Source organism: Achromobacter sp. HNDS-1 (assembly GCF_040084795.1).
Lineage (GTDB): Bacteria > Pseudomonadota > Gammaproteobacteria > Burkholderiales > Burkholderiaceae_B > Achromobacter > Achromobacter ruhlandii.
In genome coordinates this window covers 115,742-139,993 of record NZ_CP157584.1, presented here as the reverse complement: position 1 = coordinate 139,993, position 24,252 = coordinate 115,742, and the positions used below count along the sequence as shown (strand labels likewise).

The window sequence follows — 24,252 nt, the reverse complement described above, 5'->3', positions numbered from 1 at the left end:
CATGGCGGCCGTGCCGCCCTGGACCGCGCAGGATGCCGAGTTCATGACGCTGGCGCTGGAACAGGCGCGGGCGGCCTATGACATCGGCGAGGTGCCGGTGGGCGCGCTGGTGGTCTCGGCCCAGGGCGACATCCTGGGGCGCGGCTACAACCGCACCATCATCGACCACGACCCCACCGCGCACGCCGAGATCGTCGCCTTGCGCGGCGCCGCGCGCGCGCTGGAAAACTACCGCCTGCCGGGCATCACCGTGTACGTCACGCTGGAGCCCTGCGTCATGTGCATCGGCGCCATGCTGCACGCGCGCCTGGCGCGGGTGGTGTTCGGCGCCTACGACCCCAAGACCGGCGCCTGCGGCAGCGTGCTGGACGTGGGCTCGGTGCCCAAACTCAATCATCACACTTCAGTCACCGGCGGCGTGCTGGCGGAACCCTGCGGCGAGCTGCTGCGCCGGTTCTTCCGCGAACGCCGCGCCAAGGAATCCATCGCATGAGCAACACCCGAGGCGCCAAGGCGCGCGCCGCCAAGGCGGCCGCCGCCCCGGCGCATGACCACGCCAGCCACGATCACGACCACGAATGCGACGAGGCCTGCGGCCACGATCACAGCCACGACCACGAGCCGGGCCACGTCCACGGCTTCCCGGACGCCCGCGGCATCTACCTGATCTCGCCGTCGTCGGCGGTGCGCGACCCGCAGACCGTCGAACTGGCGCGCGAGCGCCTGGCCGCGCAGGGCTTCAAGACCGCGCTGGACCGCACCGCGCTGGCCGAGCACCAGCGCTTTGCCGGCACCGACGCCCAGCGCCTGGCCAGCCTGACGCGCGCCGCCAAGCAGAAACTGCCGATCGTCATGGTGACGCGCGGCGGCTACGGCATGGGCCGGCTGCTGCACGCGATCGACTGGAAGGCCATGGCCGACAGCGGCAAGCGCTTCGTCGGCATGAGCGATTTCACCGCTTTCAACCTGGCGCTGCTGGCGCAGACCGGCGCGGTCAGCTACACCGGCGCCACCGCCATCTACGACTTCGGCGGCAAGAAGGTCGACGACCTGACCGAAGCGCTGTTCGGTGAAGTGATGCGCGGCGAACTGGAAATCCTCAGTTTCGAGACCCAGGACGCCGACCCGGTCGATTGCCGCGGCATCCTGTGGGGCGGCAACCTGGCGATGTTGACCTCGCTGGTGGGTACCCCCTACATGCCCAAGGTGCGCGGCGGCATCCTGTTCCTGGAAGACGTGGCCGAGCATCCGTACCGCATCGAGCGCATGCTGATCCAGCTGTGGCAGGCGGGCATCCTGGGCAAGCAGAAGGCCATCGTGCTGGGCCGCTTCTCGGACTACAAGCTGGCGCCGCACGACAAGGGCTACGACCTGCACGAAGTGGTGGCCTGGCTGCGCAAGACGGTCAAGGTGCCGGTGGTGACCGGCCTGCCGTACGGCCACGTGGCCACCAAGGCGACGCTGCCGATCGGCCAGAAGGTCGGCATCGCCACCGAAAAGGGCCTGGCCCACCTGGTGCTGGACGAACACCATCACTAGGCCCCGGCCCGCCCGGTTTTTCCGACCGCCCGGCTCGCGCCGGGCGGTTTGCCATCCGGCCTTGGTACACTATCGGGTTTCGCCGCATGCCGGCGTTGTCGCGCCATCCTGGCGCCACATCCATTCTCCCGCTGCTAAAACACCGTGATATCCACCGCCAATCTCACCATCCAGTTCGGTCCCAAGCCCCTTTTCGAGAACGTCAGCGTCAAGTTCGGGGAAGGCAACCGCTACGGGCTGATCGGGGCCAACGGGTCCGGCAAGTCGACGTTCATGAAGATCATCGGCGGCGACCTGGAGTCGTCGGCCGGCAACGTCTCGCTGGAGCCGGGCGTGCGCCTGGGCAAGCTGCGCCAGGACCAGTTCGCTTTCGAGGACCTGCGCGTGCTGGATGTGGTGATGATGGGTCACACCGAGATGTGGGCCGCGATGTCCGAGCGCGACGCGATCTACGCCAACCCGGAAGCGTCGGAAGACGACTACATGCGCGCGGCCGACCTGGAAGCCAAGTTCGCCGAATATGACGGCTACACCGCCGAAGCCCGCGCCGGCGAGCTGCTGCTGGGCCTGGAAATCGCCGTGGACCAGCACAACCTGCCGATGCGCGAAGTGGCGCCGGGCTGGAAGCTGCGGGTGCTGCTGGCGCAGGCGCTGTTCTCGAACCCGGACGTGCTGCTGCTGGACGAACCGACCAACAACCTGGACATCAACACCATCCGCTGGCTGGAAAACGTGCTCAACAGCTACCAGAGCACGATGATCATCATCAGCCACGACCGCCACTTCCTGAACCAGGTCTGCACCCACATGGCCGACCTGGACTATGGCGAGATCCGCATCTACCCGGGCAACTACGACGACTACATGCTGGCCTCGACCCAGGCGCGCGAGCGACTGGTGGCCAACAACGCCAAGGCCAAGGAACGCGTGGCCGAACTGCAGGACTTCGTGCGCCGCTTCGCCGCCAACAAGTCCAAGTCGCGCCAGGCCACCTCGCGTCTGAAGCAGATCGACCGCATCAAGGCCGAGCAGGTCGTGGTCAAGCCGTCGTCGCGCCAGAACCCGTACATCCGCTTCGAGCAGAACAAGGTCATGCACCGCCTGGCGGTCACGGTCGAGAACCTGTCCAAGTCCTACGACGCGCCCGTGATCCGCAACTTCTCGGCCATGGTCGATGCCGGCGAGAAGATCGCCATCATCGGCGCCAACGGCGTCGGCAAGACCACCTTGCTGCGCTTGCTGGCCACGGACCTCGCGCCGGACGCCGGCAGCGTCAAGTGGTCGGAAAACGCGGACCTGGGCTACATGGCCCAGGACGTGTCGGATCAATTCCTGCAGACCGACATTAACCTGCTCGACTGGATGGGCGACCATCGCCAGCCGGGCGACGACGACCAGTCGATCCGTTCGGTGCTGGGCCGCCTGCTGTTCTCGGCGGACGACCTGCCCAAGGCGCCCAAGGTGCTGTCCGGCGGCGAAAAGAACCGCATGACCTTCGGCCGCCTGATGCTGGGCCGCCACAACGTCATGCTGCTCGACGAGCCGACCAACCACCTGGACATGGAATCGATCGAATCGCTGCAGTTCGCGCTGGAAAAGTACGAAGGCACGCTGGTGTTCGTCTCGCACGACCGCGAATTCGTGTCGGGCCTGGCCACCCGCGTGATCGAGATCCTGCCCACGGGCGAGATCGTCGACTACCGCGGCGGCTACGAAGACTACCTGTCCTCGCGCGGAATCGAAGCCTGACAACCGGGGCCTTGAGCCCCGCGCCCATGCCGCGGGCTGGCGCGCGTTCAGCCTGCCGCAATCCTGCTGGGCTATCATCCGGGTAAACCCTGGCCCGTTGCGCCAGGTTCCACCCCGTCCGACATGTCTCCCACACCGCATACCACGCCCGATGGCCAGCCCATCGGGACGTTCGCCTTGACCGCGCGCATCGTCGCGATCGCCTTTTTCACCTTCATCTGTTATCTCGCCATCGGCCTGCCGCTGGCGGTGTTGCCTGGCTACGTGCACGGCCAGCTCGGCTACGGCTCGGTGCTGGCGGGGCTGGCCATCAGCGTGCAGTACGTGGCCACGCTGCTGAGCCGTTCGCACGCCGGCCGCATGGCCGACACGGTCGGCCCCAAGCAGACCGTGGTCATCGGCATGGCGGCCTGCGCCGCCAGCGGCGTGTTCCTGCTGCTGGCCTATGCCTTTGAACGCAGCGCCTGGCTCAGCCTGGGCGCCATCATCGTCAGCCGGCTGGCGCTGGGCTTTGGCGAAAGCTGGGTCGGCACCGGCTCGGCCACCTGGGCGATTGCCCGGGTCGGTCCGCTGCACACGGCGCGGGTGATCTCCTGGAACGGCATCTGCACCTACGGCGGGCTGGCGCTGGGCGCGCCGCTGGGCGTCTACCTGGAAACCGAATGGAGCATGGGCGCGTTGGGCGGCGCGGTGCTGCTGCTGGGCCTGGCCGGCCTGGGGCTGGCGCTGGCGCGGGCCGCGGTGGCCATCGTCGGCGGGCATCGCATGGCCTTCAAGAGCGTGGTGCTGCGGGTGTTCCCGCATGGCATGGCGCTGGGGCTGGGCTCGGTCGGCTTCGGCACGCTGGCGGCCTTCGTGGCGCTGTACTACGCCAGCTTCTCGTGGGAGGGGGCGGCGCACGCGCTCAGCGCGTTCGGCTGCGCCTTTATCGGGGTGCGCCTGCTGTTCGCCGGCACTATCACGCGCTTTGGCGGCTTCAAGGTGGCGCAGGTGTCGTTCCTGGTGGAAGCGGCGGGCCTGGCGCTGCTGTGGCTGGCGCCCAATCCCGGCGCCGCGCTGGTGGGCGCGGCCCTGACCGGCTGCGGCTTCGCGCTGGTGTTCCCGGCCATCGGCGTCGAGGCCGTGGCGCGCGTGCCGGCCGGCAGCCGCGGCGCGGCGTTGGGGGCGTATTCGGCCTTCCTGGACCTGGCGCTGGGCGCGACCGGTCCGGTGGCGGGTTATATCTCCGGCGGTTTCGGCTATCCGGCGATCTTCCTGTCCGCCGCGGTGGCGGTGCTGCTCGGCTTCCTGATCGCATTCGGACTGCAGCGCCACGCCAGCCGCGCGCAGGCGGCGGCCTGAGGTGCTTTGTTTATAACCGCAAGTCTTAAGAACATTCGATATTGATCGTTTGGATTCATATAACGAATTGTTAGATTAGGCCCGTTCCCCACGCGCGCCCACGATTCGTTCCATGAACCTGACTTTCGACCACGTCCACAAGCACTTCGGCGACCTGCCGGTCGTCGACGGCTTCACCAGCGAATTCAAGACCGGCGAGCTGGTCGCGCTGGTCGGCCCGTCCGGCTGCGGCAAGTCGACCCTGCTGCACCTGGCCGCCGGTCTGGAAAAGCCCACGCAAGGGCAGGTGCTGGCCGACGGCAAGGCCGTGACCGGCCCGCATCCCAGCCGCACGCTGGTGTTCCAGGAACATGCGCTCTATCCCTGGCTGACGCTGGAAGACAACGTGGCGCTGGCGCTGGAATTCCAGAAAACCCCGAAGAAGCGCGCCCGCGTGGCGGCGCGCGAGTGGCTGGCGCGCGTCAGCCTGGCCGGCTTCGAACACTATTACCCGCACCAGGTGTCCGGCGGCATGCGCCAGCGCGCGGCGCTGGCCCGCGCCTTCATCGCGCAGCCGCAGACCATGTTGATGGACGAACCCTTCGGCGCGCTCGACGCGCTGACGCGTCTGGCGCTGCAGGACGTGCTGCGCCAGCTGATTGCGCAGGAAAAACCCACCGTGCTGCTGGTGACCCACGACGTCGACGAGGCGCTGTTCCTGGCCGACCGCATCGTGGTGTTCAGCCCGCGTCCGGCGCGCGTGCTGCGCGAATTCAACCTGGCGCACCGCGCCAAGAGCCACGACCTGTCCGATCTGGCCGCCGAGAAGCGCGAGATCCTGCGCCTGCTCGGCATCGCGGTCGACGGCGCGGCGGCGCATTCCGATCTGGCGCTGGCCGCCTGATCCCCTTCGATTTTCCGGTTCACGGGCGGCGCCGCTGGGCGTCGGCCATCCTCGATTCCCTGGAGCCTTTCTCATGAAATTCAAGCAATGGCTGTCCCTGCCGCTGGCCGCGGCGCTCCTGGCCGCGGCGCCCGCCATGGCCGCCGAGAAATTCCGCGTCGGTTACCTGCGCGTGATGGACGACGCGCAGGCCATCGTGGCGCAGGAGGGCGGCTACTACAAGAAGGCCGGCCTGGATGCCGAGCTGATCGAGTTCAAGTCGGGCACCGACCTGATCAAGGCCATCGTCGGCGGACAGCTGGACATCGGCGTGCTGGGCTTCACCAATGCCGTGGCCTGGGCCTCCAAGGGCGCGGACCTGAAGGTGGTGGGCGGCGCGCAGCAGGGCTACCACTCGCTGATCGTGCGCGACGACTCGGGCATCAAGGACATCGCCGGCCTGAAGGGCAAGACGCTGGCCTCGCAGGCCGAGGGCAGCACCGCCGACGTGGTGCTCAAGGGGGTGGTGCTCAAGCAGGGCAACCTGGGCGCGGACGACGTCAACGTGATGGGCGTGAGCCCGGCGGTGGCGGTGCAGTCGCTGGTGGGCAAGCGCGTCGACGCGGCCTTCCTGTTCGAACCCTACGACCGTATCGCCCAACTGGTGGCGCCGGTCAAGCAGATCTACGAAGTGGGCCAGGCCTGGCCGTTCCCGTGCATGGTGGTGATCACCTCGGGCGAGACGCTGGCCAAGCGCAAGGACGACGTCTGGAAGGCGCTGGACGCGCAGAACCAGGCCATCGCGCTGCTGCAGAAGGAGCCGGCCCAGGCCTCCAAGCTGATCGCCTCGTACTTTATCGCCGAGCCCACGCTCAAGACCCTGAACCGTGGCGAGCTGCCGCGCGAGACCGTGATCGCCGAGGCCATCAGCACGCAGGTGTTCACGCCCAAGCTGACCGAGAAGGACACCAAGCGCATGCAGGAGATCGCCGACATCCTGCAGGCCCAGGGCTCGCTCAAGACGCGCGACGGCAAGCCGTATGACGTCTCCAGCATCGTCGACCTGTCCTGGCAAGAGGCTCGCAAGCTTTGAGCGCATCGACCCGTGTGACCGGCGCCCGCAAGCATCTGGCGGGCGTGCTGGGCGTCCTGTTCATCCTGGCGCTGTGGCAGGCGGCGGCGTTCGCCTTGCCCGATTTCCTGATGCCGGGCGTGCCGGCGGTGCTCGAACGCCTGTTCGAAGACCTGGGCAAGCAATCGTTCCACCAGAGTCTGATGGGCACGCTCGGCCGGCTGGGCGCGGGCTACGGCCTGGCGCTGGCGGCGGGCATCGGTTTCGGCCTGGTGGCGGCGGTGCTGTTCTTCTTTCGCGAAGTGCTGCGCAGCGCCATCGTCATCCTGCAGTCGATCCCGTCGATCGCCTGGGTGCCGCTGTTCCTGATCGTGATGGGTTTCGGCAGCACGCCCATCATCGTGGTGGTGGCGCTGTCGGCGTTCTTCCCGGCGGCACTGAGCGTGATGAACGCCACCGAGTCGGTGCAGCGGGTGCACGTCTCGGCCGCCCGCGTCATGGGCGCCACGCCCTGGGGCCTGGTCAAGCGCGTGTACCTGCCGGCCGTCATGCCCGAGCTGATCACCGGCGCCCAGCTGGCGTTCGGCAATGCGTGGCGCGCGCTGATCTCGGCCGAGATGCTGATCGGCTTCGGCAAGGGCCTGGGCCGCTCGCTGGCCTATTCGGGCGAAATTGCCGACATGACCGGCGTCATGACCAACATCCTGGTCATCGCGGTGCTGGCCGCGCTGATCGACCAGTTCGTGCTTGAGAACCTCAAGCACCGGCTGCTGCGCTACCAATACGTGTGAGGTTCGGGATGCGGCGCGCGCTTCGTCTCCTGATCGGCGCATCGGCCTTGCTCTGCGCGGCGAGCGGCGCAGAGCCGGCCGATGGCCTGGGGGCCGCGCGCCAGCGCGGTGAATTGGTGGTGGGCGTGCCGTATCTGGCGCCCGCGCCCGAGGCCGGCGCCAAGATCCGCACGCCCGAAGGGCTGGATCACGCCATGGCCGAGAAGCTGGCGCAGGAACTGGGCGTGCCATTCCGCCTGCGGCAAGTGGCGGCCGCCGATGCGGCCCGCCTGCTGGCCGCGGGCGACGTGGACGTGGTGCTGGCAGACCGCGCGCAGCCGCCGCCGGGGCTGCCGAGCGAACTGGCGACGGTGGCAACCGGCTATGCCGCGCGGCCCAAGGCGGTAATCCGCAGTGACACGCGCATGCGACAGGGCGGGGATGCGCGCGGCCGCAGCGTCTGCATGGCCGAGGCCGCGGTCGGCGCGCAGGCGCTGGCGCAAAGCTGGGGCGCGGTGGTGCGCACCTACCGGGTGCCGTCGGATGCGCTGGTGGCGGTGCGCGAAGGCAGCTGCGACATCGGCCTGATCGATGACGCGGCCTGGGAACCGCTGATGCGCTTTCCCGAATGGAAAAAGTTCTCGGCCACACTTGCCGCCGATGGCGCGCGCCATGAACGCGTCTGGCTGCTGCCGGCGGCCGACACGGCCGGCCAGGCCTGGCTGGCCGAGCGCATGCGCGAATGGGCGCGGGCCGGCGCCTGGAAAGCGCTGCCGGCCAAGTGGGCGCGCGACGTGGCTTTCGACGTCTATCTGGACCAGGAAGTCGCCGACTGCCACGGTTGAGGCGCGCGCGGCGCCGGCTTCGTTCGCACGGGCCGCGCGGGTTCGGGAGGCGCGGCCTTTACAATGGCGCGCTATGACCACCACCTTGACCGCCGTCTGCTCGCACGAGGAAGACATCAAGAAAAGCCGCTTTGTCGCGCACGCCGCGCCCGTCTCCAGCATCGACGAGGCCATGGCGTTCTTCGCCGCGCACAGCGACCCCGAGGCCACCCATAACTGCTGGGCCTACCGCATCGGCCAGGAGTACCGCTTCAATGACGATGGCGAGCCCGGCGGCACGGCCGGACGCCCGATCCTGCAGGCGATCGAAGGGCAGGGCATGGACCGCGTGGCGGTGCTGGTGGTGCGCTGGTTCGGCGGCGTCAAGCTGGGCGCCGGCGGACTGGTGCGGGCCTATGGCGGTTGCGCCGCCAACTGCCTGCGCAACGGGCCGCGCGCCGAGATCGTGGACCTGGCCACGGTGGCGTGCGCCTGTGGTTTTGCCGAGCTGCCGCTCTTGAAGTCGCGGCTGGCGCAGGCCGGCGCGGTGATCGTGCAGGAGGATTTCGGCGCCGATGGCGTCGCGTTGCGCTTCACGGCGCCGCGCGATGCGGTCGCCGATCTGGAGAGGACGGCGGCCAACATCACGCGCGGCCGCTCGGCCTGGGAACAACTGGCGTAAAACGCACAAGGGCCCCGCAGGGCCCTTGTCCATCACGCGTCCTGGCTGTCCTGGGCGGCCGCGATTTCCTGGTGGACCTTTTCCATGTCCACTTCCTTGATCTTGGTGAGCAGTTCGTTGAGCTGGCCGCCCGACAGGGCGCCCGGCTGCGAGAACAGCAGCACTTTTTCGCGGAACACCATCAGCGTGGGGATCGAGCGGATGCCCAGCGCGCCGGCCAGTTCCTGTTCGACGTCGGTGTTGACCTTGGCAAAGGTGACGTCGGGATGCTCGTTGGCGGCCTGCTCGAAAACCGGCGCGAAGCCGCGGCAGGGGCCACACCAGGGCGCCCAGAAGTCCACGATCAGGGTGCCGTCCGGCGTAATGGCTTCCTGGAAGCTGTCTTTGGTGAGTTCAACAATACTCATTTTGGATCCTTGCCGCGGGCGCGGCGCAAAGTGTCGGTATCGGCGGCGCGGGGCAGTCAGGCTCGCACCGGAGGTGGCGACGCGGTATTGCCAGTCCATAGTAGAGCGGGGACCGGCCGGGTCGCAATGGTTGGCGCCATGGTGAGCGCAGTCTGCGGCTGGGCAAGGCTGGCGGCGCGCGGCCGCCGGCCTCAGGCCGCGGTTGTCGTGGGTACGCCTTCGCCCTGTTTGAGGGCCGCAACGATCTCGAAGGAACGCAGGCGGTCGGCAATATCGTAAAAATCCGACACGATCATGACTTCGTCGGCTTCCGTCTCGGCCACCAGGGCCTCCAGGCGGCGCTTGACGGTTTCGGGGCCGCCAACGATCGCGGCGCCCAGTCTTTGATTGACCGCCTCGCGCTCCCATTCGTTCCACAGCCCGTCCATGCTGTCGACCGGCGGCTGCAGTTGCAGGCGGTTGCCGCGCACCAGCGACAGGAACTTGAGCTGCTGCGTGGTGGACAGGCGCTGCGCCTCTTCGTCGGTGGGGGCGGCCACGACCGGCACGCCGATCATGGCGTAGGGACGGGTCAGGGTCTCGGACGGCTTGAACAGGTGACGGTACAGGCGCATGGCCGCCATGCCTTCCGGCGAGAAGTGGCCGGCGAAGGAGAACGGCAGGCCCAGTTCGGCCGCCAGCCGCGCGCTGAAATCGCTCGAACCCAGCAGCCAGATGGGGATATCCAGGCCTTCGCCGGGAATCGCGCGCACCGGCTGGCCGGGACGCGAGGGCGCGAGAAAGCCGCGCAGCTCCTCGACCAGCGCCGGGAATTCCAGGCCGCTGCGCGGGCCGCGGCGCAGCGCGTGCTGGGTGGCGCCATCGCTGCCGGGCGCGCGGCCCAGGCCCAGGTCGATGCGGCCGGGGTAAAGCGTTTCGAGAGTGCCGAACTGCTCGGCGATGATCAGCGGCGCATGGTTCGGCAGCATCACGCCGCCCGAGCCGACGCGCAGGGTCGAGGTGTGCCCGGCGATGTGGCCGATCAGCACCGCCGTGGCGCTGCTGGCCACGCCGTTGATGTTGTGGTGCTCGGCCAGCCAGAAGCGCTTGTAGCCCAGGCGTTCGACATGCTGCGCCACCGCCACGCTGTTGCGGAAGGCGTCGGCGGCGTCGCGGCCTTGCACGATCGGCGCCAGGTCCAGCACCGAGAAGGGGATGCGGGCGAGGGTGCTCATACGCGGGACTCGCGGTGGCCGCGGGGGCAGGAATGCGGGTGGTGGTGGGACAAGGTCGGCTCCATGGTCTTATATACATGGGGAGTGTATCGGCGAATTCAACCGCTCCCGCCAGCAACCATGCGGGCCGGCGGGTTGATAGCCGGGCTCAATGACGACGATTCGCCGGGCGGCCCGGCACCCTGGTGGTGGTGCCGCGGTGGTGCCGGTATGGTGGTCATTTCGACTCCGCAAGCATTGTTCCCATGTCCCCAGGCCCGCCCCAAGACATGGCCCCGCGAATCGGGGATGATGCGGTTTTGTTCAATATCCTCGGGAGACACGCATGGGCGCCACCGGTAACAACCACCAGATCGACAACATCGAATTCAACGTCGCGGACATCGCGCGCAGCAAGCGCTTCTACGGGGAGGCCTTCGGCTGGTCGTTCACCGACTACGGGCCAACCTACACGGAATTCACCGATGGCCGGCTGAAGGGCGGCCTCACCACCGGCGAGCCGGTGCGCCCGGGCGGGCCGCTGGTGATCCTGTACGCCGACGACCTGGGCGACGCGCAGCGCCGGGTGACGGCGGCGGGCGGCCGCATCAGCCGCGAGGCCTTCGATTTCCCCGGCGGCCGCCGCTTCCACTTCACCGACCTGGACGGTTATGAGCTGGCGGTCTGGACGGCCACGGCCTGACGGCAGGCACGAGCGCCGGCAATGAAAAAACCGCCGCCTTCCGGACCGGAAGCGCGGCGGTTTTGCATGCATGCCTTGCCGGCGTTATTCGGGGAAGAACGCGTAGCGGATCACGAACAGGATCGCCACCAGCCAGGTGGCCGGATGCACGTCGCGCACGCGGCCGGTCGCGGTCTTGAGCACCACGTAGCTGATGAAGCCGAAGGCGATGCCGTTGGCGATGGAGTAGGTGAACGGCATCACCAGCGCGGTCAGCGCGGCCGGGGTGGCTTCGCAGACGTCGTTCCAGTCGATGTCGATCAGCTCGCGCATCATCAGGCCGGCCACGTAGAGCAGGGCGGGCGCGGTGGCGTAGGCGGGCACGGCGCCGGCCAGCGGCGAGATGAACAGCGCGGCCAGGAACAGCAGGGCCACCACCAGCGCGGTCAGGCCGGTGCGGCCGCCGGCCTGCACGCCCGAGGCGCTTTCGACATAAGCGGTGGTGCTGCTGGTGCCCAGCATCGAGCCGGCGACGATGGCGGTGCTGTCGGCGAACAGCGCGCGGCCCAGGCGGTTGGGACGGCCCTCCGGCATCAGGCCGGCGCGCTTGGCCACGCCCACCAGCGTGCCGGTGGCGTCGAACACTTCGACCAGCACGAACACCAGGATGACGTGCACGAAGCCGGTGTGCAGCGCGCCCAGGATGTCCATCTTGAACAGCGTCGGCGCCAGGCTCGGCGGCGCCGCGAACACGCCCTTGAATTCGTTGTAGCCCAGCGCCATCGACAGCACCGTGACCACCAGGATGCCGATCAGGATGGCGCCGCGCACGCGCAGCGCGTCCAGCGAGGCGATGATGAAAAAGCCCAGGATGGCGAACAGCGGCCCCGGCGTGGTCAGGTCGCCCAGCGTCACCTTGGTGGCCGGATGCGCCACCACGATGCCGGCGCTCGACAGCGCGATAATGGCCAGGAACAGGCCGATACCGGCGGCGATGGCGCTGCGCAGCGAGTGCGGGATGCCCTTGACCAGCCAGACACGGATGCCCGAGATGGTCAGGATCAGGAAGATCACGCCCGAGATGAACACGGCGCCCAGCGCCTGCTCCCAGGTGTAGCCCATGGTCTTGACCACGGTGAAGGCGAAGAAGGCGTTCAGCCCCATGCCCGGCGCCATGCCGATCGGCCAGTTGGCGATCAGCGCCATCACCAGCGAGCCCAGCGCGGCCGCCAGGCAGGTGGCGACGAACACGGCGCTGCGGTCCATGCCGGTGGACGACAGGATGTCCGGGTTCACGAAGATGATGTACGACATCGTCAGGAATGTCGTCAGGCCGGCCACGATCTCGGTTCTCGCGGTCGTGCCGTGTTCACGCAGGTTGAATAGCTTCTCCAGCATTCTTGTCCCCAGGGTGCTTGCAGGCTTGGTTGGTGAGAAGGGGGCTTGGCCGCCCCCGGTCATTTTGTAAACGGGCGTATTTTCGCATCAGTTGTAAACTCTGCCGCCATGATTATTCTCGGCTTTGAAAGCTCCTGCGACGAAACGGGCGTCGCAGCCGTCTGTACGGAACGCGGCCTGCTCGCGCACGCGCTGCACACCCAGATCGCCATGCACCAGGAATACGGGGGCGTGGTGCCCGAACTCGCCTCGCGCGACCATATCCGGCGCGTGGTGCCGCTGACCCGCCAGGTGCTGCAGGAGGCGGGCCTGGAAATGTCGGACATTGGCGCGGTGGCGTATACGGCCGGGCCCGGGCTGGCGGGCGCGCTGCTGGTGGGCGCCAGCGTGGCGCAATCGTTCGCCTGGTCGCGCCGCCTGCCCGCCATCGCCATTCATCACCTGGAAGGCCACCTGCTGTCGCCGATGCTGGCCGACCCGCGGCCCGATTTCCCCTTCGTGGCGCTGCTGGTGTCCGGCGGCCATACGCAATTGATGCGGGTGGACGGGGTGGGGCGCTACGAATTGCTGGGCGAAACCCTGGACGACGCCGCCGGCGAAGCCTTCGACAAGTCCGCCAAGCTGATGGGGCTGGGCTACCCGGGCGGCCCCGCGCTGGCGCGGCTGGCGGAGCAGGGCGATGCCGCGCGTTTCGACCTGCCGCGTCCCATGCTGCACAGCGGCGACCTGGATTTCAGCTTCAGCGGCCTGAAGACCGCCGTGCTGACCCGGGTCAAGGCCGCCGAGCAGGACGGCGGGCTGGACGAACAGACCCGTGCCGACCTGGCCGCGGCGACCCAGGCCGCGATCGTCGAGGTGCTGGCCGCCAAGTCGATCCGCGCCTTGAAACAGACCGGCCTGCGCCGCCTGGTGGTGGCGGGCGGGGTGGGGGCCAACCAGCTGCTGCGCGCCAGGCTGGCCGCCGCGCTCAAGCCCTTGAAGGCGCAGGCGTATTTCCCGCCGCTGTCGTTGTGCACGGACAACGGCGCCATGATCGCCTTCGCGGCGGCCGAGCGGGTCAAGGCGGGGCTGGTGACGCTGGACCCGGACGCCCACGGCTTCACGGTGCGGCCGCGCTGGGACCTGGCCGATATCGCCTGAGACGGACAATGAAAAAGGGGGCCTCGGCCCCCTTTTGTTATTCCGGGCGCGCCGCCCGCGCCGGCGCGCGGATCACTTCTTCTTGCCGCCGCCGATGCGGCTTTCGGTGCCTTGCACCAGGCGCGTGATGTTGGCGCGGTGGCGGTAGAACAGCAGCACGCCAATGATGGCCAGGGCGATGCCCATGGCCGGCTGGGCGTACCACGCCAGGCCGGAGCCGAATACGTAGTAGACCGGCGCGAAGAACGCGGCCACCAGCGAGGCCAGCGAGGAATAGCGGAAGAACACCGCGATGATCAGCCAGGTAGCCGCGGTGGCGACCGCCAGCCACGGCTGGATGGCGACCAGCACGCCCAGCGCGGTGGCCACGCCCTTGCCGCCCTTGAACCCCAGGAAAATCGGGTACAGATGGCCCAGGAAGGCCGCCACGGCCACCGCGGCCAGCGGGCCAGGGGCGATGCCGGGCGCCAGGCGCTGCGCCAGCCAGACCGCGAACCAGCCCTTGGCGGCGTCGCCCAGCAGGGTCAGCGCGGCGGCGGTCTTGTTGCCGGTGCGCAGCACATTGGTGGCGCCGGGGTTCTTGGAGCCGTAGCTGCGGGGGTCCTGCAGCCCCATGAGCTTGCTGACCACCACGGCGAAAGGCACGGAGCCGATCAGGTAGGCCAGCAGGATGAGCGCCGCGGAGAACGCCAGGGAGGGTTCGGTGATCGCCATGGGTAAGGATATCCGTTGTTATGAGTGCAATTGTCTCGGTGGCTGCGGATTCTACCCCGGTCGCCCGGGCCGGGGGCGGCCCCTGGCGCGGCGGCGGGACGGCCGGACATGCCGGCGCCTTCCGCGGACGGTACAATCCAGCCGGTCCACCCGTGTTTTATTTTCTTTCGGATGCACAATGCGAATTCTGGTTTCGAACGATGATGGTTACTCGGCCCCCGGGCTCGAAGCGCTGGTCAAGGCGCTGCAAGGCCTGGGCGACCTGACCGTCGTCGCGCCCGAGACCAACCACAGCGGCGCCTCCAATTCCCTGACGCTGAACCGTCCGCTGTCGGTGCGCACCGCCTCCAACGGCTTCATCGCCGTCAACGGCACGCCGTCCGACTGCGTCCACGTCGCCCTGACCGGGCTGATGGACACGCGCCCGGACCTGGTGGTGTCGGGCATCAACAACGGCGCCAACATGGGCGACGACACGCTCTATTCAGGCACCGTGGCGGCCGCCAGCGAAGGCTACCTGTTCGGCATTCCGGCCATCGCCTTCTCGCTGGCCGAGAAGGGCTGGGAACACATCGAGTCCGCCGCCCGCGCCGCGCGCCTGGTGGTCGAGCGCCACCTGGCGCAGCCGCTGGCCGCGCCGGTGCTGCTGAACGTCAACATCCCCAGCCGCCGCTTCGACGACATGCACGGCTTCCAGGTCACGCGCCTGGGCAAGCGCCATCCGTCGCAGCCGGTGGTGCGCACCACCACCCCCTATGGCGATCCGGTCTACTGGATCGGCCCGGTGGGGCAGGCGGCCGACGCCGCGCCCGGCACCGACTTCCACGCGGTGGCGCAAGGCATGGTGTCGGTCACGCCGCTGCGGCTGGACCTGACCCAGCACAGCCAGCTCGACGAAATCCGGACCTGGGCGGAGCCGCTATGCGCCGACGCATAAGCCAGCCGGACGTCTCCCAGGCGGTGCCCGGGCGGCCCAGCCCGGTGCGGTACGACTCCGGCCGGCTCAGCCCCGGCGTCACCCCGGCCAACAGCAACACCCGCGTCTCGGCCGCCACGCTGCAAAGCCAGGCCAAGGCGCCCACGCCGTCGGCGGGCGGCAACCTCGGGCTCAACTCCGATCGGCTGCGCCAGGCGATGGTGCAGCGCCTGCGTGTCCAGGGCGTGACCGACGAGCGCGTGCTCAACGCCATGGCCGCGGTGCCGCGCCATCTGTTCGTCGACGAGGCGCTGGCCAGCCGCGCCTACGAAGATGCGGCCCTGCCCATCGGCCATTCGCAGACCATTTCGCAGCCGTGGGTGGTGGCGCGCATGATCGCCACCATCTGCGAAGACCGCACGCCCACCCGCGTGCTCGAAGTGGGGGCCGGCTGCGGCTACCAGGCCGCCGTGCTGGCCCAGTTCGTGCGCGAGGTGCATTCCATCGAACGCATCCGCGGCCTGTACGAGCTGGCGCGCGAACATCTGCGCGCCTTGCGGCTCACCACCCGCATCCGCTTGATCTATGGCGATGGCATGCTGGGCCTGCCCGGCGTGGCGCCGTTCGATGCTATCGTTGTGGCTGCCGCCGGCCTGACCATCCCGCAGGCGCTGCTGCAGCAGCTTGCGCCGGGCGGCCGCCTGATCGCTCCCGAAGGGGGCGCCAACCAGCGCCTGGTGCTCATCGAACGCACCGGCGCGGCCAGCTGGAAACGAACTGAATTAGAGGCCGTGCGCTTTGTGCCGCTGCGTGCCGGAATACAATCTTGAGCAAACAGGAGAAACGTATGCTCAACGGGCAGTTGCAACTGACCGATATGAACCTCGGCGTGTCCATGACGCGCCTGCGCCGCCCGATTTTTGTGGCCGGCGTCCTCAGCCTGGCCATCCTGGCCGGCTGCGCATCCAAGGGCACGCGCGCGCCGGTCGTCGACCTGGCCGGCGGCCAGCCGTCCGCCGCCGCCCAGCCGGGCGGCAGTTATGTCGTCAAGCCGGGCGACACGCTCTACAAGATCGCGCGCGCCAACAACGTCGATGTCGAGAACATCAAGCGCTGGAACAACCTCAGCGATCCCAACCAGATTTCGGTGGGGCAGGTGCTGAAGATGTCCGGTTCGTCGGGCGGCGTCGCGCAACCGGCGCCCATCGCCAGCAACAAGGCGCAGCCGCGCCCGCTGGACCAGCCGGCCGATACCTCGGGCACCGCCACGGCTTCGCTGCCGCCGCCGGCCCCCGCGCCCACGCCGGCTGAAACCAAGCCCGCCACGCGCGCGGCCGATGCCGGCGTGATCAACTGGGCCTGGCCGGCCGGTGGCCAGATCATGCAGGGCTTCAACAACAACAGCAAGGGCATCGATATCGCCGGCGCGCTGGGCGACCCGGTCACCGCCGCCGCGGATGGCAAGGTCATGTACAGCGGCAACGGCGTGCGCGGCCTGGGCAACCTGATCATCGTCAATCACCAGAACGGCTTCATCACGGCGTATGCGCACAACCGCACGCTGCTGGTCAAGACCGGCCAGGACGTCAAGCGCGGCGCCAAGATCGCCGAGATCGGCCAGAGCGACACCACCTCGCCGCGCCTGCACTTCGAGATCCGCCGCCAGGGCACTCCCGTGGATCCGATGCAGTACCTGCCCGCCAAATGACGCCCACGCTGGTATTCGACCTCGAGACCATTCCCGACGCGGAAGGCCTGCGCAAGCTCAACGGCTGGAGCGCCGACGTCCCCGATGCCGAAGTGGTCGAGCGCGCGCTCACCGCGCGCCGCGAGGCCGTGGGCCACGATTTCCTGCCGCTGCACCTGCACAAGGTGGCGGTGGTGGGCTGCGTGTTCCGCGACGACCAGGGCTTTCGCGTCAAGACGCTGGGCCAGCCCGACGATCCCGAAGCCGCGCTGCTGGCCGGCTTCTTCAAGACCATCGAGCGCTACACGCCCAAGCTGGTCAGCTGGAACGGTTCGGGCTTTGACCTGCCGGTGCTGCACTACCGCAGCCTGATCCAGGGCGTGCCCGCGCCGCGCTACTGGGACATGGGCGAGGAAGACCGCGATTTCAAGTTCAACAACTACATTTCGCGTTATCACTCGCGCCACACCGACCTGATGGACCTGCTGGCCAAGTACAACGGCCGCGCCAACGCGCCGCTGGACGAACTGGCCAAGCTGTGCGGCTTTCCCGGCAAGCTCGGCATGGACGGCAGCAAGGTATGGGAGGCCTGGAGCCAGGGCCGCGCCGACGAGGTCCGCGCTTATTGCGAAACGGACGTGGTCAACACCTGGCTGGTGTATTGCCGCTTCCGCTTCCTGCGCGGCGAAATCGACCGCACGGCCTACGAGGCTGAGATCGCGCTGGTGCGCGACACGCTGACGGCCAGCGACGCGCCGCACTGGAAGGAGTACATGGCGGCCTGGGACGCCAACTGAGCGGCGCGCGCGGATGGCGCGGCATGCTCGACAGACGGGGCCCGCCGGGCCCCGTTTTCACGCCTGGCGCAGGCGCAATCGACTGAAACATAGCTTGCGGGGACGAAACCTGGATGAAACCGGGCGGATCGCACAATGGCCTCGCTTTCTTCACTTTCAGGAGACCTACATGTCCCGATTCGCACTCCGCTCCAACCTGGCTGCCCTGGCCATGGTCGCCGCCACCGGCGGCTTGCTGGCCGGTCCCGTCATGGCGGCGGCGCCCGCCGACGGTGGTCCCGCCGCAATGCACGAAGGCCACCGTGGTGGCGGTTTCCACAAGGGCATGCGCGACGGCCTGTGGATCCCGGGCCTGGGCCCCGTGTCCAAGGCGCAGCTCGACCAGCTCAAGCTGGATGACAAGCAGCAGGCCCTGGTCAAGACCGCGCAGGACGGCCAGCGCAGCCTGCACGAAGCCATGCGCGCTTCCGGCGGCCAGCGCCACGATCTGCTCAAGGCGCAACTGGATAGCGGCAAGCTCGATCCGCGCGCACTGCTGGAGCAATCCGACAAGTCGCGTGACCAGTTCGGCACGCAGGCCAAGCAGGTCCGCGATCAATGGCTGGCCGTGTGGGACAGCCTGAACGACGCCCAGCGCGCCCAGGTGACCCAGATGCTCAAGGAGCGTCAGGCCAAGATGCAGGAACGCCACGCCCGCATGGAAGGGCGCCACGGCAAGGGCCCGGGCAACGCGCCGGGCGCCGTGCCCCCGCCGCCGCCCGCGCCCGCCGCCAACTGACCGCCCGATCGGACGGCCGCGCTGTCCGCGGCCGGACCACGCCGCCCCGGCAAGGGCGGCGGTGTCAGTCCAACCCCGCCCCGCCTCGCGAGGGCGGGGTTTTTTGTTGCGCGCCGCATGCCCTGACGGCGCGCAAGCCCCATTTTGAGGCGTCGCCGCCTGCCCGCGTGGCGACGCGCACCGTACTGGTGCGCCACGGCGCGCCTGTTCAGCGCATCGCCAGTGGGCTGACACGCAAATGAAACCTGGCACGGACATTGCTTGAGGGAAGGTGAGCCGGTTACCTGCCGTTGCAAGACCGGTCCGACGGATGTGCCTAAGGCCCTTCCTCCTCCTCGTTAAATCCGATCAGGACACCGCACCATGAAGAAGACGTTGCTAGCCTTGCCCGTTGCGCTCGCCGCTTGTTTCGTTGCAACGGCACAGGCCGAACCCACCGACCTGGGCGGCGGTTTTTCGCTCAGCGGCAATGCCACGATCGCCAGCGACTACCGTTTCCGCGGCTATTCGCAGACCGACTTCCGGCCGGCCGCCCAGCTGGGCTTCGATCTGAACCACAGCTCCGGCTTCTACCTGGGCAACTGGAACTCCAACGTGTCCAGCTTCGTCTTCACCGACGGCAATCTGGAAATGGACTTCTACGGCGGCTGGAAGGGCGACGTCGGCGGCGGCTTCACGCTCGATGCCGGCGTGCTGCACTACTACTATCCCGGCTCCAGCTCGCCCAAGGGCGGCAACTACAACAACACCGACCTGTACCTGGCCGCGACCTACGCCAACTACACCCTCAAGTATTCGTACACGCCCAGCGACTTCTTCAGCACGCCCGATAGCAAGGGCACCTGGTACCTGGACGGCACCGCCAACTTCGACCTGGGCGACGGCTGGGGACTGGTGGGCCATCTGGGTTACCAGAAGCTCAAGAACCAGGTCAACATGGACGGCGACTCCATCGGCCATTACGTCGACTACAAGCTCGGCGTCACCAAGGACCTGAAGGGCTGGGTGCTGGGCCTGGCCGCCGTCGGCGCCACCAAGGACAACTGGCTGCCGACCAAGTACGGCCATCCGTCGGGCCGCCTGGGCGCGGTGTTCTCGGTGTCGCGTTCGTTCTGATTCCCATCCGTGGCGGCGCCCTCACCGGCGCCGGCTTTGGGGGGCTTGATGGAGACTGCCCGGCGGGCCGTCTCCGGCAAGTCCCCCTTTTTTTCGGGCGCGGGCGGGGCGCTGCCGAATCCTCTTACAATGCCGGGTTGCGTGAATTTTCTGGACTGCGTGAGATGTCTGACGTTTTGAGTATCGAATCCCTGGACCTGGAAGCCCGGGGCATCGCCCGCCGCGATGGCAAGGTCGTGTTCGTGGAAGGCGCCTTGCCCGGCGAGCGGGTCACGGCGACCACCGTGCGCCGCAAGCCGTCCTACGAAATCGCGCGGGTCGATCAGGTGATGCGCCCCTCGTCGCAGCGCGTGACGCCGCGCTGCCCGCATTTCGGCGTCTGTGGCGGCTGTGCCATGCAACATCTCGAACCGTCCACGCAGGTGGCGATCAAGCAGCGGTCGCTCGAAGACACCTTCTGGCATGTCGGCAAGCTGCGTCCGGCCCGCATCCTGGCGCCGCTGCATGGCCCGACCTGGGGCTACCGCTACCGCGCCCGCCTGTCGGTGCGCGTGGTGCCCAAGAAGGGCGGGGTGCTGGTGGGCTTTCACGAGCGCAAGAGCAGCTACGTGGCCGACATGCGCGAATGCCATGTGCTGCCGCGCCACGTCAGCGACCTGCTGATGCCGCTGCGCGCCATGATCGCGTCGATGTCCGCGCCCGACCGCCTGCCGCAGGTGGAAGTGTCGCTGGGCGACGGCGTGACCGCGCTGGTGCTGCGCCACCTGCTGCCGCTGACCGACAACGACATCGCCGTGCTGCGCGCCTTCGCCGACAAGCACAACGTGCAATGGTGGCTGCAGCCCAAGGGCCCGGACACGGTGCATCCGCTGGTGCCCGAGCACCGCGACGCGCTGACCTACACCATGCCCGAATTCGGCCTGCGCATGCCGTACCGGCCGACCGACTTCACCCAGGTCAATCACGCCATCAACCGTTCCATGGTGTCGCGCGCGCTCACACTGCTCGAAGTGCAGCCGACCGACCGCGTCGCCGACCTGTTCTGTGGCCTGGGCAACTTCACGCTGCCGCTGGCCACCCAGGGCCGCGAGGCCGTGGGCGTGGAGGGCAGCAAGGCGCTGACCGACCGCGCTCACGAGGCCGCCGCGCGCCACGGGCTGGGCGAACGCACCAGTTTCGCCACCCTCAATCTGTTCGAGGTGGACGTCGAATGGCTGCGCGGCCTGGGCTTCTTCGACCGCATGCTGATCGATCCGCCGCGCGAAGGCGCCCAGGCCGTGGCGCAGGCGCTGTCGCAACTGAAGGCCGAGGAGCGCCCGCGCCGTATCGTCTACGTGTCCTGTAATCCCGCCACGCTGGCGCGCGATGCCGCCATCATGGTGCACGAGGGCGGCTACCTGCTCAAGAGCGCCGGGGTCATCAACATGTTCCCGCACACCGGGCACGTGGAGTCGATCGCGGTGTTCGAATCGCTGGATGCCGAGGGCGTGCGCGAAGTGCAGGAGCGCGCCCGCCAGCGCGCCTTGCAGCAGGCGGCCGATGCGGCGGCCGCGGAAGCGGAAAAGGCCGCCGCGGCCGCCGAGAAGGCCGCGTCCAAGCAGGCGGCCACCGAGGCCTACCACGCCCGCGTCGCGGCCGAGGGCGAGACGCCGGCGCAAAGCCAGGCGTGACCCGCCCCGGCGTCGGCCGGGCCGCCTGCAAGAAGGGCAAGCCGGTTGGCTTGCCCTTTTTCTTACTGGGAGCGCCCCAGGTTTTCCAGGATGGGGCAGTCGGGTCGATCATCCCCGTGGCAGTTGTGCGCCAGGTGCTTGAGCGTGGCGGCCATGTCGCGCAGCGCGCAGGCCTTGCGTTCCAGTTCGGCCACATGTTCGAGCGCGATGCGCTTGACGTCGGCGCTGGCGCGGCTGCGGTCGCGCCACAGCGCCAGCAGCTCGTTCATCTGTTCGACCGAGAAACCCAGGTCGCGCGCGCGCCGCACGAAGCGCAGCGTGTGCAGGTCGTGCTCGCTGTAGACCCGGTAGCCCGAGTCCTTGCGCAGCGCCGGGCCGATCAGGCCGATGCTCTCGTAGTAACGGATCATCTTGGCCGAAATGCCGGATTCCTGGGCGGCTTGTCCGATATTCATATGCGGTCTCCTGGAAGAACGGCGCGTCAGTGCGCGGCGCGCGGGGGGCGGAAGGTCTTCAGGCGCAGCGCGTTGCCCAGCACGAACACGCTGGACAGCGCCATGGCGCCGGCCGCGAAGATCGGCGACAGCGACAGGCCATAGGCTGGATACAGGGCGCCCGCCGCCAGCGGGATCAGCGCGGCGTTGTAGGCGAAGGCCCAGAACAGGTTCTGGCGGATGTTGGCCAGCGTGGCGCGGCTCAGCGCGATGGCGTTGGGCACGCCGTGCAGATCGTCGGCCATCAGCACCACGGACGCGGCCTCGATGGCGACGTCGGTGCCGGTGCCGATGGCAATGCCGGTGTCGGCCGCGGCCAGCGCCGGCGCGTCGTTGATGCCGTCGCCGACGAAGGCCAGCTTGCGGCCGCCAGCGCGCAGCGCGGCGATGGCCTCGACCTTGCCGTCGGGCAGCACCTCGGCGCGCACTTCGTCGATGCCCAATTGGCGCGCCACGGCCTGCGCCGTGTGGCGGTTGTCGCCGGTGATCATGGCGGTCTTCAGGCCCTGTGCGTGCAGCGCGGCAATGGCATCCACGGCCGACGGCTTGACCGGGTCGGTCACGGCCATCATGGCGGCTGCCTGGCCGTCGATGGCGACGTAGATCGGCGTCTTGCCCTCGTTGCCCCATTGTTGGGCGCGCTGGCCGAAGGCGCTGACGTCGATGCCGCGTTCGGCCATCAGGCGGTCGGCGCCGGCCTGCACGCGCTTGCCGGCCACGCTGGCTTCGACCCCGGCGCCGGTGATGGCGGCGAAGCCTTCCGCCGGCAACAGGTCGATCTTGCGTTCGGCGGCGGCCGCCACGATCGCCAGCGCGATCGGGTGCTCGGAGCGCGCCTGCACCGAGGCGACCCATTGCAGCACCTCGCGTTCATCGACGCCGGCGGCAGGCTCCAGTTCGGTCAGGGTCGGCTTGCCCAGCGTCAGGGTGCCGGTCTTGTCGAAGGCCACCACCTGCACGTCGCGCAGCGTCTGCAGCGCGTCACCCTGGCGGAACAGCACGCCCATCTCGGCGGCGCGGCCGGTGCCGACCATGATCGAGGTCGGCGTGGCCAGGCCCATGGCGCAGGGGCAGGCGATGATCAGCACCGCCACTGCGTTGACCAGCGCGTGCGACAGCGCCGGCGTGGGGCCGAGGAAAAACCAGGCCAGGAAGGTCAGCAATGCCATGCCCATGACGGCCGGCACGAACCAGGCGGTGACCTGGTCCACCAGCGCCTGGATCGGCAGGCGCGCGCCCTGGGCGGCCTCGACCATGCGGATGATGCGGGCCAGCATGGTGTCGGCGCCGGTGTGGGTGACGCGCAGCGTGAAGCTGCCGGATGTATTGAGCGTGCCGCCGGTCGCCTGCATGCCCGGCTGCTTTTCCACGGGCACCGGTTCGCCGGTCAGCATCGATTCATCGACGTACGAGCTGCCCTCGATGATCTCGCCGTCCAGCGGGATCTTTTCGCCGGGGCGCACCATCACGATATCCCCCTTGCGCACTTGCTCGATGGCGATGTCCTGTGGCTGGCCGTCGCGCATGACGCGCGCGGTGCGCGGCTGCAGGCCGATGAGGCGCTTGATGGCGGCGCCGGTCTTGCCCTTGGCGCGCGCTTCCAGCGTGCGCCCCAGCAGGATCAGCGTGACGATCACCGCCGCCGCTTCATAATAGACGTTGCGGGCCGCCTCCGGCAGCCACTCGGGCGCGAAGGTCGCCACCACCGAGTAGCCCCAGGCCGCGCCGGCGCCCAACGCGACGAGCGAGTTCATCTCGGGCGCGCGCCGCCACAAGGCCGCCAGCCCCTTGCTGAAGAAATGGCGGCCAGGCCAGGCCAGCACCGCCGTGGTCAGCACGAACTGCAACAGCCAGCTGTTCTGCTGGCCGATGGTCGCCATGACCCAGTGGTGCATGGCGGGTATCAGGTGCGAGCCCATTTCCAGCGCGAACACCGGCAGCGTCAGCACCAGGGCGGCGATGAAGGCGCGCTGCAGGCGCCGCGCTTCGGCGTCGCGCGCTTCGGACTGGCGTTCGGCGTGGTCGTCCTGGGCGGCGATCGGACGGGCCTCGTAGCCCATCTTGACCACGGCCTCGACCAGGGCATCGGGCTGGGCCGCGGCCGGGTCATAGGCCACCAGGGCGCGTTCGGTGGCCAGGTTGACCTGGGCCTGGGCCACGCCCGGCACGCGGGTCAGGGCCTTTTCCACGCGCTTCACGCAGGACGCGCAGGTCATGCCTTCGATGGCAAGTTCGAGCTCGACGGAAGGGTTGGCAACGCTCATGGCAGTCTCGGTTGAGGTGGGAAGGCCTCAGTTTCATCCTTCCCATGATGGGAAGGTCAAGGACTATTCTACGCTTGACCTTCCTATAATGGGAAGGTCTAAGCTGGGGTTGAGCTGGCACCGGAAGCGGTGCGGCAATCCCCCTGATCCCCACGGA

General features: G+C 68.6%; 24 protein-coding genes. 18 read left to right on the top strand and 6 right to left on the bottom strand.

The window, feature by feature from the left end; all coding sequences use genetic code 11:
* Position 1: 1 nt before the first annotated feature.
* The 9 genes from tadA to ABFG95_RS00520 all read left to right on the top strand — a co-directional run bounded on the left by tadA (position 2) and on the right by ABFG95_RS00520 (position 8,839).
* The gene (gene tadA / locus ABFG95_RS00560; protein WP_063581078.1) at positions 2-493 is read left to right on the top strand and encodes a tRNA adenosine(34) deaminase TadA; all 492 of its coding nucleotides are present in this window, start codon (positions 2-4) and stop codon (positions 491-493) included.
* Positions 490-1,539: an LD-carboxypeptidase gene (locus ABFG95_RS00555; protein WP_063568983.1), complete on the top strand. Its 1,050-nt coding sequence runs from the start codon at positions 490-492 to the stop codon at positions 1,537-1,539. The genes tadA and ABFG95_RS00555 overlap by 4 nt, the downstream gene beginning before the upstream one ends.
* Positions 1,540-1,683: 144 nt before the next feature.
* Positions 1,684-3,288, top strand: a complete 1,605-nt coding sequence (locus tag ABFG95_RS00550) for an ABC-F family ATPase (RefSeq protein ID WP_054417508.1) — start codon at positions 1,684-1,686, stop codon at positions 3,286-3,288.
* Positions 3,289-3,411: 123 nt separating this feature from the next.
* On the top strand, positions 3,412-4,629 hold the full coding sequence (locus tag ABFG95_RS00545; RefSeq protein WP_238909851.1) for an MFS transporter: 1,218 nt from the start codon (positions 3,412-3,414) through the stop codon (positions 4,627-4,629).
* 112 nt (positions 4,630-4,741) lie between these two features.
* A complete protein-coding gene (locus tag ABFG95_RS00540; protein WP_068980968.1) occupies positions 4,742-5,512 on the top strand; it encodes an ABC transporter ATP-binding protein in 771 nt (256 codons plus the stop codon).
* A 73-nt stretch (positions 5,513-5,585) separates the two neighbouring features.
* A complete protein-coding gene (locus ABFG95_RS00535; protein ID WP_049073451.1) occupies positions 5,586-6,584 on the top strand; it encodes an ABC transporter substrate-binding protein in 999 nt (332 codons plus the stop codon).
* Complete coding sequence (locus tag ABFG95_RS00530) at positions 6,581-7,354, top strand: ABC transporter permease (protein WP_049073452.1); 774 nt, start codon at positions 6,581-6,583, stop codon at positions 7,352-7,354. The genes ABFG95_RS00535 and ABFG95_RS00530 overlap by 4 nt, the downstream gene beginning before the upstream one ends.
* 8 nt (positions 7,355-7,362) lie before the next feature.
* Positions 7,363-8,178, top strand: coding sequence for a transporter substrate-binding domain-containing protein (locus ABFG95_RS00525; RefSeq protein WP_278991081.1), 816 nt, complete (start codon positions 7,363-7,365; stop codon positions 8,176-8,178).
* A gap of 73 nt (positions 8,179-8,251) precedes the next feature.
* Positions 8,252-8,839 (top strand): YigZ family protein, encoded by a 588-nt coding sequence (locus ABFG95_RS00520; protein ID WP_049073454.1) that lies wholly within the window; start codon positions 8,252-8,254, stop codon positions 8,837-8,839.
* Positions 8,840-8,871: 32 nt separating this feature from the next.
* Here the strand turns inward: ABFG95_RS00520 and ABFG95_RS00515 are convergent, their stop codons facing one another.
* Together ABFG95_RS00515 and ABFG95_RS00510 are read right to left on the bottom strand one after the other, a co-directional pair.
* Positions 8,872-9,246, bottom strand: a complete 375-nt coding sequence (locus ABFG95_RS00515) for a thioredoxin family protein (protein ID WP_059270767.1) — start codon at positions 9,244-9,246, stop codon at positions 8,872-8,874.
* A gap of 191 nt (positions 9,247-9,437) precedes the next feature.
* On the bottom strand, positions 9,438-10,460 hold the full coding sequence (locus ABFG95_RS00510; RefSeq protein ID WP_049073456.1) for an LLM class flavin-dependent oxidoreductase: 1,023 nt from the start codon (positions 10,458-10,460) through the stop codon (positions 9,438-9,440).
* Positions 10,461-10,785: 325 nt separating this feature from the next.
* Here ABFG95_RS00510 and ABFG95_RS00505 point away from each other — a divergent pair, with 325 nt between their 5' ends.
* Positions 10,786-11,142, top strand: coding sequence for a VOC family protein (locus ABFG95_RS00505; RefSeq protein ID WP_049073457.1), 357 nt, complete (start codon positions 10,786-10,788; stop codon positions 11,140-11,142).
* 84 nt (positions 11,143-11,226) lie between these two features.
* On the opposite strand, the gene ABFG95_RS00500 is transcribed toward ABFG95_RS00505, so the two are convergent.
* On the bottom strand, positions 11,227-12,519 hold the full coding sequence (locus ABFG95_RS00500) for an NCS2 family permease (protein WP_049073458.1): 1,293 nt from the start codon (positions 12,517-12,519) through the stop codon (positions 11,227-11,229).
* Between the two features lie 108 nt (positions 12,520-12,627).
* On the opposite strand from ABFG95_RS00500, the gene tsaD reads away from it, so the two are divergent.
* A complete protein-coding gene (gene tsaD / locus ABFG95_RS00495) occupies positions 12,628-13,659 on the top strand; it encodes a tRNA (adenosine(37)-N6)-threonylcarbamoyltransferase complex transferase subunit TsaD (protein ID WP_054417515.1) in 1,032 nt (343 codons plus the stop codon).
* 72 nt (positions 13,660-13,731) lie between these two features.
* Here tsaD and plsY read toward each other — a convergent pair whose 3' ends face one another.
* On the bottom strand, positions 13,732-14,373 hold the full coding sequence (gene plsY, locus ABFG95_RS00490) for a glycerol-3-phosphate 1-O-acyltransferase PlsY (protein WP_049073460.1): 642 nt from the start codon (positions 14,371-14,373) through the stop codon (positions 13,732-13,734).
* 178 nt (positions 14,374-14,551) lie between these two features.
* Between plsY and surE the strand changes: the two genes are divergently transcribed.
* The 7 genes from surE to rlmD all read left to right on the top strand — a co-directional run bounded on the left by surE (position 14,552) and on the right by rlmD (position 21,337).
* A complete protein-coding gene (gene surE, locus ABFG95_RS00485; protein WP_049073461.1) occupies positions 14,552-15,310 on the top strand; it encodes a 5'/3'-nucleotidase SurE in 759 nt (252 codons plus the stop codon).
* On the top strand, positions 15,295-16,119 hold the full coding sequence (locus ABFG95_RS00480; RefSeq protein ID WP_049073462.1) for a protein-L-isoaspartate(D-aspartate) O-methyltransferase: 825 nt from the start codon (positions 15,295-15,297) through the stop codon (positions 16,117-16,119). Before surE ends, ABFG95_RS00480 begins: the two co-directional genes overlap by 16 nt.
* 17 nt (positions 16,120-16,136) lie before the next feature.
* Positions 16,137-16,997, top strand: coding sequence for a peptidoglycan DD-metalloendopeptidase family protein (locus ABFG95_RS00475; protein WP_049073463.1), 861 nt, complete (start codon positions 16,137-16,139; stop codon positions 16,995-16,997).
* The gene (locus ABFG95_RS00470) at positions 16,994-17,773 is read left to right on the top strand and encodes a 3'-5' exonuclease (RefSeq protein ID WP_049073464.1); all 780 of its coding nucleotides are present in this window, start codon (positions 16,994-16,996) and stop codon (positions 17,771-17,773) included. The genes ABFG95_RS00475 and ABFG95_RS00470 overlap by 4 nt, the downstream gene beginning before the upstream one ends.
* Before the next feature lie 169 nt (positions 17,774-17,942).
* Complete coding sequence (locus tag ABFG95_RS00465; protein ID WP_049073465.1) at positions 17,943-18,551, top strand: hypothetical protein; 609 nt, start codon at positions 17,943-17,945, stop codon at positions 18,549-18,551.
* Between the two features lie 363 nt (positions 18,552-18,914).
* Positions 18,915-19,667 (top strand): TorF family putative porin, encoded by a 753-nt coding sequence (locus ABFG95_RS00460; RefSeq protein WP_049073466.1) that lies wholly within the window; start codon positions 18,915-18,917, stop codon positions 19,665-19,667.
* 164 nt (positions 19,668-19,831) lie between these two features.
* Positions 19,832-21,337, top strand: a complete 1,506-nt coding sequence (gene rlmD, locus ABFG95_RS00455; RefSeq protein ID WP_063583809.1) for a 23S rRNA (uracil(1939)-C(5))-methyltransferase RlmD — start codon at positions 19,832-19,834, stop codon at positions 21,335-21,337.
* A gap of 62 nt (positions 21,338-21,399) precedes the next feature.
* Here rlmD and cueR read toward each other — a convergent pair whose 3' ends face one another.
* Positions 21,400-21,792: a Cu(I)-responsive transcriptional regulator gene (gene cueR / locus ABFG95_RS00450; protein WP_020927477.1), complete on the bottom strand. Its 393-nt coding sequence runs from the start codon at positions 21,790-21,792 to the stop codon at positions 21,400-21,402.
* A 26-nt stretch (positions 21,793-21,818) separates the two neighbouring features.
* Positions 21,819-24,095, bottom strand: coding sequence for a heavy metal translocating P-type ATPase (locus ABFG95_RS00445; RefSeq protein ID WP_278991076.1), 2,277 nt, complete (start codon positions 24,093-24,095; stop codon positions 21,819-21,821).
* Positions 24,096-24,252: the final 157 nt, after the last annotated feature.

What these genes read in the sequence shown, in the direction of transcription:
- tadA (WP_063581078.1), top strand. Translation starts at nt 2, where the DNA reads ATGGCGGCCGTGCCGCCCTGGACCGCGCAGGATGCCGAGTTCATGACG.
- ABFG95_RS00555 (WP_063568983.1), top strand. Translation starts at nt 490, where the DNA reads ATGAGCAACACCCGAGGCGCCAAGGCGCGCGCCGCCAAGGCGGCCGCC.
- ABFG95_RS00545 (WP_238909851.1), top strand. Translation starts at nt 3,412, where the DNA reads ATGTCTCCCACACCGCATACCACGCCCGATGGCCAGCCCATCGGGACG.
- ABFG95_RS00540 (WP_068980968.1), top strand. Translation starts at nt 4,742, where the DNA reads ATGAACCTGACTTTCGACCACGTCCACAAGCACTTCGGCGACCTGCCG.
- ABFG95_RS00535 (WP_049073451.1), top strand. Translation starts at nt 5,586, where the DNA reads ATGAAATTCAAGCAATGGCTGTCCCTGCCGCTGGCCGCGGCGCTCCTG.
- ABFG95_RS00525 (WP_278991081.1), top strand. Translation starts at nt 7,363, where the DNA reads ATGCGGCGCGCGCTTCGTCTCCTGATCGGCGCATCGGCCTTGCTCTGC.
- ABFG95_RS00520 (WP_049073454.1), top strand. Translation starts at nt 8,252, where the DNA reads ATGACCACCACCTTGACCGCCGTCTGCTCGCACGAGGAAGACATCAAG.
- ABFG95_RS00515 (WP_059270767.1), bottom strand. Translation starts at nt 9,246, where the DNA reads ATGAGTATTGTTGAACTCACCAAAGACAGCTTCCAGGAAGCCATTACG.
- ABFG95_RS00510 (WP_049073456.1), bottom strand. Translation starts at nt 10,460, where the DNA reads ATGAGCACCCTCGCCCGCATCCCCTTCTCGGTGCTGGACCTGGCGCCG.
- ABFG95_RS00505 (WP_049073457.1), top strand. Translation starts at nt 10,786, where the DNA reads ATGGGCGCCACCGGTAACAACCACCAGATCGACAACATCGAATTCAAC.
- ABFG95_RS00500 (WP_049073458.1), bottom strand. Translation starts at nt 12,519, where the DNA reads ATGCTGGAGAAGCTATTCAACCTGCGTGAACACGGCACGACCGCGAGA.
- tsaD (WP_054417515.1), top strand. Translation starts at nt 12,628, where the DNA reads ATGATTATTCTCGGCTTTGAAAGCTCCTGCGACGAAACGGGCGTCGCA.
- plsY (WP_049073460.1), bottom strand. Translation starts at nt 14,373, where the DNA reads ATGGCGATCACCGAACCCTCCCTGGCGTTCTCCGCGGCGCTCATCCTG.
- surE (WP_049073461.1), top strand. Translation starts at nt 14,552, where the DNA reads ATGCGAATTCTGGTTTCGAACGATGATGGTTACTCGGCCCCCGGGCTC.
- ABFG95_RS00480 (WP_049073462.1), top strand. Translation starts at nt 15,295, where the DNA reads ATGCGCCGACGCATAAGCCAGCCGGACGTCTCCCAGGCGGTGCCCGGG.
- ABFG95_RS00475 (WP_049073463.1), top strand. Translation starts at nt 16,137, where the DNA reads ATGCTCAACGGGCAGTTGCAACTGACCGATATGAACCTCGGCGTGTCC.
- ABFG95_RS00470 (WP_049073464.1), top strand. Translation starts at nt 16,994, where the DNA reads ATGACGCCCACGCTGGTATTCGACCTCGAGACCATTCCCGACGCGGAA.
- ABFG95_RS00465 (WP_049073465.1), top strand. Translation starts at nt 17,943, where the DNA reads ATGTCCCGATTCGCACTCCGCTCCAACCTGGCTGCCCTGGCCATGGTC.
- ABFG95_RS00460 (WP_049073466.1), top strand. Translation starts at nt 18,915, where the DNA reads ATGAAGAAGACGTTGCTAGCCTTGCCCGTTGCGCTCGCCGCTTGTTTC.
- rlmD (WP_063583809.1), top strand. Translation starts at nt 19,832, where the DNA reads ATGTCTGACGTTTTGAGTATCGAATCCCTGGACCTGGAAGCCCGGGGC.
- cueR (WP_020927477.1), bottom strand. Translation starts at nt 21,792, where the DNA reads ATGAATATCGGACAAGCCGCCCAGGAATCCGGCATTTCGGCCAAGATG.
- ABFG95_RS00445 (WP_278991076.1), bottom strand. Translation starts at nt 24,095, where the DNA reads ATGAGCGTTGCCAACCCTTCCGTCGAGCTCGAACTTGCCATCGAAGGC.